Below are 7,085 nucleotides of genomic sequence, written 5' to 3'. Positions count from 1 at the left end.
TGTACAAGCCAGAGGGGTTATTAGGGAAGAAGGAGGAATTGGTATTGGATTAGGGAATTAACATCACTATCAGGTACAGAGCAAAGATTAACAACACCGGCAATACCGCGATTCCAATTCCTATAGTCAATCTCTCCGCTGGCTCCTCTATCGCTCGCTGCTCCATCCTCTCTGGATGATGATAATGATTAAGATTCAGAGGCAGAGGCTTTATCAATCTCATACCGGTCGTGGTCAGCAGTATTACCGATGCCGCTGCCGGATTCCGGCAGAACCATATAACCCCCTGCCTGCCTTCCTGTACAGGTAATCAATGTCGAAGGTCATCTTCTCATGAGGTGCGAAGCATCCCCGCATGAAGAACAGGAAAAGCGTCATCTAACGCTAAATTCTCCACCAGTGTCACTAGTAGCCATAGCAGTAGCGGCGGCATGCAGTCTCAGTCCCATAACACCCATTCCCACGCCTGCTACCGTATAACCTAACTAGCTCACAATGTGATAAGAGAGGAGTTTTCTCACATCGTTCTACAATATTGCAAATATAACGCCATAGAGCGCCATCACACCGCCTATGTATAATAATCCACACTACCACACATATTGACCCCCTCCTTTATTGTGCTGAGCCCGTATATTATTGCACCACCGCCTGCTAACGCGAATATATACCCCATTATCAGGCTGAGCAGGCTGAGCCTATCGGCATGCAATAAATGTTTGCTTGACCCCCGGGAAAGTGGGGATTACCCAGCTGGTATGGAGTTGGATCAGCGCAACGGAGACAAGCCCCAAAGCGGCTAAAGCAACGAGAAAAAACTTCCTCGCTCTCCCCCTACCCAGCAGCGGTACCAGTGCCGCACCGAAATAATAGATGAGGAAAGGCGGTATACCGAACTCAATCCTCCTGCTTCCCCTCTTTCTGTATCAGGGACAGTATCTTAGCTGTTATCATGAATAGCCCTACCCCTATCGCTCCATATAGAAAACCTTCTAAAAGTTCTGAATGTTCAGAATGCAGCACAAACACGGATACCGCGGATGTCACCAGCACCACACATACGATAATTATCAGCAATCCTCTCAGCACCTTTTTATCCATCCTATTCTGCCCTCATAACTCCATTAGTATTCTAAATTAAAAGTAAGTTCTAAGTTGTATAAAAATATAACCATATTTGATGGCGAAGGTGTTCTCTTCTAAGTAGTCATAAGTAATAGCCCAATGCAGCATCCTTAATCAAGCCGGCTAAGATGCTGAGATACGACTTACTTTGCTCTTGATCATCCACCTCAATCTGGTTCTCTTCCAATCTTTTTAACCCTCACCAAAATGTCACCATTCAGCAAGCCTTTATAGGCTTCCTTTATCCCTGAAACCCAAAGAAATGGCAGTGCCAACCAAAACGACACAAAGAGAAGTGATCTTTGTCACAGAGGACAGAGTAAATCTAAAAGCCAACGGTTTTAAAGAGTGGTATTCTATGGCTAAAACAAGTTTCATAGCACATTGCGAGTATCACGACCTTCAGCATCGTTATAGCTTCACTTTTAATAGATTGGAGAGTGATATGATGATCTTTTGTGAATATTTGGTGGAGAGGGTTAAATAATACATAATTTAAAAACAGATAAAACCCGAAAGTCTTAAATATACTAAAAATATAAATAATAAGTGAGGTGATGTAGAAAATATGTGTGCACCAATAAGTGTAACTGCAACGACAGTGGGTGGGGCAGTAGTAGCCCAGGCGATAGCGATGAGCCAGATTATAGGCGCCGCTGTTCTCGGGAGCATCTTCGTATTGAACTTCTTCCACCCGCTAAGAAGGCGAAATACTGGGAAGGTAGAGGAATAGGAATAAAGGAGTAAGTGAGTGGAATACCTGCCACTCCTTTTTCATTTTTTCTTCCCTCACCAAAAATGCTCAAGCGAATATTCAGTTATCTGACATTGCAAATAGAACCTACAAGAGAATGCAACCTGAACTGTAAAATCTGCATGAGGCGGCATCTCGAGGAGAAGGAAGGTTCTCTCTCTTTTGAACATTTTAAGCATATACTTGACGCATACAATTTCCGCTATGTCGGACTGCACGGCTGGGGTGAGCCGCTCTTAAACCCTGAATTGTTTGATATGCTGAACTATGCAAAATCGCGTGGCGTGATAACTAACCTCACAACCAACGGCATACTCGTTGAAGAGCATGTGAGGAACATCCTCGCCTCGGGCTTGAATGATCTCGCTTTCGGGATCTACAACATGGATTTTCTCGATAGATTCAAGTCCGGTCTGGAGAAACTCCTAAGTGAGCGGTCGCATAGAAATTTGGTTATCCCAAAAACGTATTTTGATATCACCATATATCGTGATAATTATGATGAAATTCCTGACCTTATTGAAACTGCCATAGATTTGGGTATAGATGCAGTAATCCTCCATAGACTCTTTAATGTATACAAAGTGGACTCTGACGTGCGATACATAACGAGAGATGAGGAAGAGACGCTGTTCAGCGAGGTGAAGAAACTGAGCAAAGAGAAGCGATATAAGATTTATCTCCCGCGAGAGCACATATTGCCCTGCATCTATGTAAAGAGGAGCATTTTCGTTGCCTGGAATGGTGAAGTAACGCCCTGCTGCTATCTCCCGAATTATTCCCTGGGAAATGCACTCAATGACAATTTTAAAACCATTCTGAAGGCAAGAACTGTGTTCATCAGGGACATGCGCACACATCCCGTCTGTACTAAATGTATATGGTAACATCTTTTTTATAATAGTTTTATATATTTACATATTTTTGGGGTAAGTGTATAAAATAAAAGGATAGGAGGGATATGAAAACATGTGTGTACCGGTATCCATAACAGCAGGAGCGACAACAATTGGGGACTATCTGGCACTGGTATGGCCTGAGGTTCTGGCAGCGATAGTTTTCGCTATTGGCGCGGTCATGAGCTTCTGGAGCATTAAAAAGGGTAAGGGGGGAGCATAGCCCTCACTATAAGGGAAGGTAGAATAAGGAAAATGGTAGAGAGCAGAGCTAAGATTGTGGCTGTGGTCTGCATAATAGGGCTGATAATAGCTCTTGGGGCTGCCACTTATACACTGGTAACCGGTTCGCAATACATGCATTACTACAATCTCGGCGAAGAGGCGCAAGAAGCAGGGTACTACGATAAGGCGATTGAGTATTATAACAGGGCAATTGAGTTGAATCCCGGGTTTGTGGACGCGTATTACAATCGAGGCGCTTGTTATGCGACTGATAGCTTCTTCCATCATTACGACAAACTTCCAGGTCAGACGTATATAGAAGCGGGACTTACAGATGAACAGGAGGCATTCGATAATGCAATGGCAGATTTTAATAAGGTGTTAGAGTTAGACCCGAATTACGCACTGGCGCATTTCGGCAAAGGAAATGCTCTATACCTGTATGTAGATTCATACACCAATAGGGCAACAAAGGTCATTCCAGAATATGAGAAAGCGCTTGAATCCAAAGATTGGATACGTAACAAAGCCGGAGTGGAAGGAGTTGCAGCGGTATATACCAATATGGGCAGAACTTATCTCGCCATGGGCGAAATAGAAAAAGCTTACGAGAGCTACAAAAAAGCGCTTGATTTAGCAAGGATAGATACGGCGCTGGAGCATCAGGCACCAGTTTGCATTGAACTCGGCAAATATGATGAGGCATACTCGCTGGCTACTGAGTATATCTCGATGGCAGAAGGCTCGGAGGAGCAGGATTTGGCGCTTATGCCCGGAATGATAGCTGCTTATCAACTTGGTAAGTATGACGAGGCGATAAAATATGGCAATGAGATAATAGAAAGTTTCCCGGATTCTGGCTATGTCGCCGAGGCGCACCGGTTTTTAGCTAAAATATACAGGGAGCAGGGAAAAGATAAAGAAGCAAGGGAACATATTGATGCAGCAATAAACGTGTGCACGGATATGATAGAATCAGAGGAAACCGCAGTTGCAGACATTCCTGGTGCATATTACGAACGGGGCTTAGCATATTTTGACCTTGGCGAATATGATAAAGCGATAAAAGATTTTAAGTATTTGGTGGAGCATCCAGAGATAGCGAATCGCGAAATCGCTCATGAGAACTACTGGCTTGAGGGTAATATCGGATTAGCCTGTGCGTGCTCGCAAGTGGGGAACAATAGCGAAGCGAAGGATGTTTTAACACGCCTTTTTAGCAGATTGGACAGCGATCCGAACCTACAGGGCTGGAAGAAATACAGAGTAGAGGATATAAAAACATTGTTGAACGAGATAAACGCGGGTAAATCCATATCAATACCAATGATGTACGAGATACTTGGCAAGTGATGAGGGAGAAGAAAAAAGGAGTAGAGGCAAAGGCGGCGGATGGATTGAGAAATATGAAAACCGCCATATTTTATATTTTATAGGGGGTAAGAAAAAGAGATGAACCTGAAATCGTATTTCGAGGTATATGAGCTTTCTTTGATGCTCCTGTTTGCTCTTGGCAGTGCTATGCTGAACACCTATCTACCGATAAAGGCGTTTACTCAATGGCTTGGCGTACCGGGACCTGCGGCGGGAATGGCTTTTTTGGGTGGGTTCATATTCGTATTCTGGGTAGCGTTAGCATATGTGATTATAAAAAAGAGATATGCAGGGATCGTTACTTCGCTCTTAATTGCTTCTTTTTGCATCATTATCACACCATGGTACGGAATCGTTTCACCAATCTGGTTTGGCATTTATGCGATTGTAGCTCTGCTTTCAATGGGTAGTATTGTAGAGCTAATGGCGTCAGCGTCTAAATCTAAATCTAAATCCAGAGTTGGGGGTGTAACTGTAACAGGCGGAGGTCTTGGTAATGTAGCGTGTTTGGTGATTACCTGGATAGGCATTGGAGTTCATGCGGGCGTGTGGATACCCTCAAAATGGGCACCGATTCTTATACTCGGGGCTTTTGTCTCCGGGTGTGCTGGGTCGCTAATGGCATATTTCTTATCGTTGTTTCTAAGGAGTGAATAGAGATATAGTAGAGATAGGAATAGAGAAAGAGAAATCGCAGATAGAATTAGAGAGTATTCAAAAGGCGAGGTTGTCCGTAAATTGGCTTCTTAGTAAGAACAGGGACATGGATAACGTATTTAAGAAATCTTTCAATGCTATAAATGATTATACCGGCGATTTTGACCTTGCTCTCTGGTATCTCGCGTTTTCACAGTCTTTAAATTAATGCTGTTACTGCAAATGGGGAAGATATTTAACGAGAGAGATCTTGACTACACAAAATTGATCTTTGTAGATGCGCATGTCCGCAGAATAGCCGGGAGAATCCAATTCCCTTTTTATCATAACGCTGATCTGAATGATGCAGAGTTAAGAGAGGTAATCAGGAGATTTAGCGAAGATTATAACATCACTGCAAGACAAATTGATATGGCACTCAGGGAGATGGGGTTTGTATGCTCAGCTAACGAATGCCTTCATGGCATGGATGGAAAGAGATACATCTTTTTTACGGTGTTTGCTCGTATGAAAAAAAGCAACAGATTAAAACGGAGTAATGTGAGATATGGATTTTCTCCGTGCTATCCTTCTGTTCTCTTCACGATAATCAGCCAGTGTGCGCCTTTTTAGCGTACCATCAGGGAAGACCGTTATCCAGCCCCTCTTCTCTTCTATCTCACGTTCTCGCACGCAACTCTTGCCTATCACTGCGTGTTTCATGTATTTAGCGACGATCGAGTAAGCATGCTCTATCTCGCTGGGATACGGATTCCTCGCTATTCTCTCGCGGCTCAGATTCGTGTTGAACCGATTAATTCGGTAATCTATCTCTCTTTTCTTGTCTATTTCCGATAAGAACCTCGCTATTTGCTCTATCTCGGGCTCGTCCACTATCCCGGGTATGTACACCGTGTTCACTACGAGTTTTACTTTTCCGTACGCGTTTCTTATATTCGCCAATATCCTTTTATTCGAGTATCCGGTGTACCATTCATGCAGTTTCTCATCCCAAGCCTTCAGGTCGAACATAACTTCTGCTAAACCCGCTTCTAATAGCTCTTTTAAGTAACTATCGTCTAAGAGGTATCCATTTGTGTCAAGCACCACAGCACCAATAAATTCTTTTAGTTGCGATACCAGATCCACAAGGTAACCTCTGTTCAGCGTGGGTTCACCGCCTGTTATCACTGCCTCTTCCAGTGGAGTATCGCCATAATAAGTGGAAGATGATTTCTTCACGAGGTTTATTAACTGCTCAACTGTCATCGGCTCGCCTGTGGGCTCACGAGCGAAGCTAAAACAGCCTCTACACCTGAAGTTGCAGCCGGAAAGCGTAATCCAGACGCGGGGCTTTAGCTCCGAGAGTGTGATAAATGGGACGTGCCTATATTTATATTCATCTCGAGGTTCAGTTTCAGATTCTTCTATTGGCATTTATTTTTTATAGTACATAAAGTATAATGTTTCTTTTGCGTTCTTCTAACATCCGCTTTATCCGCTTGTTGATCTTCAAGAAGTGACGCGTATATCGAAAAGGTCCTCGACGAAAAACTTTTAAGAAGTCATGTATAAACGTAGGAAATAGGGGAGAGAAGGCAAAAAAGCAGGCTTTTTCTCGTTTATCCTTCAACGAGCCCCTTGACCTTTTTAAACGTGAAAAGATAAAGCATTATTAATTAATTAGTAATTAGCCTAAATGGAGATTAAGAGGATGTTAATAGATAAGTAAGAGATGATAAAGATAGAGAGGCTGAACTATAGATTTCTTATATTGCTCTCTACTGTGTTAGGCTGCGCTATCTTAGCCTTCTTTGTCGGCTTTGTCAGGAAAGAAACAATCGTCTATACGCATTTCTTCTATATCCCCATTCTTTTAGCCGGTGTGTGGTATCGTAAGAAAGCGGTTTATGTCGCTCTTTTTCTCAGTTCACTCTACATTCTTATAACGCTTTTCTCACCCCAAGCCACGCTTTCTAGATATGTCTTTGAACGAAGTGCTATTTTTGTAGCGGTGGCGTATGTTATCGGGCTCGTGAGCGAGGAGCGGGCTAAGGGTGAGGAGAAGTTAAAGG

11 protein-coding genes are annotated in these 7,085 nt (G+C 43.2%); 7 read left to right on the top strand and 4 right to left on the bottom strand.

All coding sequences use genetic code 11. The features are described 5' to 3' along the window. Positions 1-49: 49 nt before the first annotated feature. The 3 genes from J7J01_04105 to J7J01_04095 form a co-directional block, all read right to left on the bottom strand. On the bottom strand, positions 50-223 hold the full coding sequence (locus J7J01_04105) for a hypothetical protein (protein ID MCD6210066.1): 174 nt from the start codon (positions 221-223) through the stop codon (positions 50-52). Positions 224-571: 348 nt separating this feature from the next. Next, the gene (locus tag J7J01_04100) at positions 572-712 is read right to left on the bottom strand and encodes a hypothetical protein (protein MCD6210065.1); all 141 of its coding nucleotides are present in this window, start codon (positions 710-712) and stop codon (positions 572-574) included. A gap of 185 nt (positions 713-897) precedes the next feature. After that, the gene (locus J7J01_04095) at positions 898-1,101 is read right to left on the bottom strand and encodes a hypothetical protein (protein MCD6210064.1); all 204 of its coding nucleotides are present in this window, start codon (positions 1,099-1,101) and stop codon (positions 898-900) included. Positions 1,102-1,693: 592 nt separating this feature from the next. On the opposite strand from J7J01_04095, the gene J7J01_04090 reads away from it, so the two are divergent. The 6 genes from J7J01_04090 (at position 1,694) to J7J01_04065 (ending at position 5,239) form a co-directional block, all read left to right on the top strand. After that, on the top strand, positions 1,694-1,858 hold the full coding sequence (locus tag J7J01_04090; GenBank protein MCD6210063.1) for a hypothetical protein: 165 nt from the start codon (positions 1,694-1,696) through the stop codon (positions 1,856-1,858). 14 nt (positions 1,859-1,872) lie between these two features. Further along, a complete protein-coding gene (locus J7J01_04085) occupies positions 1,873-2,766 on the top strand; it encodes a radical SAM protein (GenBank protein ID MCD6210062.1) in 894 nt (297 codons plus the stop codon). Positions 2,767-2,848: 82 nt separating this feature from the next. After that, positions 2,849-2,998 carry a hypothetical protein gene (locus J7J01_04080; protein MCD6210061.1) on the top strand — a complete coding sequence of 50 codons (150 nt, stop codon included), beginning with the start codon at positions 2,849-2,851 and terminating at the stop codon, positions 2,996-2,998. Between the two features lie 32 nt (positions 2,999-3,030). Continuing rightward, positions 3,031-4,353, top strand: coding sequence for a tetratricopeptide repeat protein (locus J7J01_04075; protein MCD6210060.1), 1,323 nt, complete (start codon positions 3,031-3,033; stop codon positions 4,351-4,353). Between the two features lie 99 nt (positions 4,354-4,452). Next, positions 4,453-5,031: a hypothetical protein gene (locus J7J01_04070; protein ID MCD6210059.1), complete on the top strand. Its 579-nt coding sequence runs from the start codon at positions 4,453-4,455 to the stop codon at positions 5,029-5,031. Then, positions 5,024-5,239: a hypothetical protein gene (locus tag J7J01_04065; GenBank protein ID MCD6210058.1), complete on the top strand. Its 216-nt coding sequence runs from the start codon at positions 5,024-5,026 to the stop codon at positions 5,237-5,239. Before J7J01_04070 ends, J7J01_04065 begins: the two co-directional genes overlap by 8 nt. A gap of 317 nt (positions 5,240-5,556) precedes the next feature. Here the strand turns inward: J7J01_04065 and J7J01_04060 are convergent, their stop codons facing one another. Continuing rightward, complete coding sequence (locus J7J01_04060; GenBank protein MCD6210057.1) at positions 5,557-6,447, bottom strand: radical SAM protein; 891 nt, start codon at positions 6,445-6,447, stop codon at positions 5,557-5,559. A 298-nt stretch (positions 6,448-6,745) separates the two neighbouring features. Between J7J01_04060 and J7J01_04055 the strand changes: the two genes are divergently transcribed. Next, on the top strand, positions 6,746-7,085 hold a 340-nt coding region (locus J7J01_04055; protein MCD6210056.1), incomplete at its 3' end, for a hypothetical protein.

This window comes from Methanophagales archaeon, assembly GCA_021159465.1.
Taxonomy (GTDB): Archaea; Halobacteriota; Syntropharchaeia; order Alkanophagales; family Methanospirareceae; genus G60ANME1.
The sequence above is the reverse complement of the archived record's forward strand: the minus strand, read 5'-3'. Positions and strand labels throughout refer to the sequence as shown.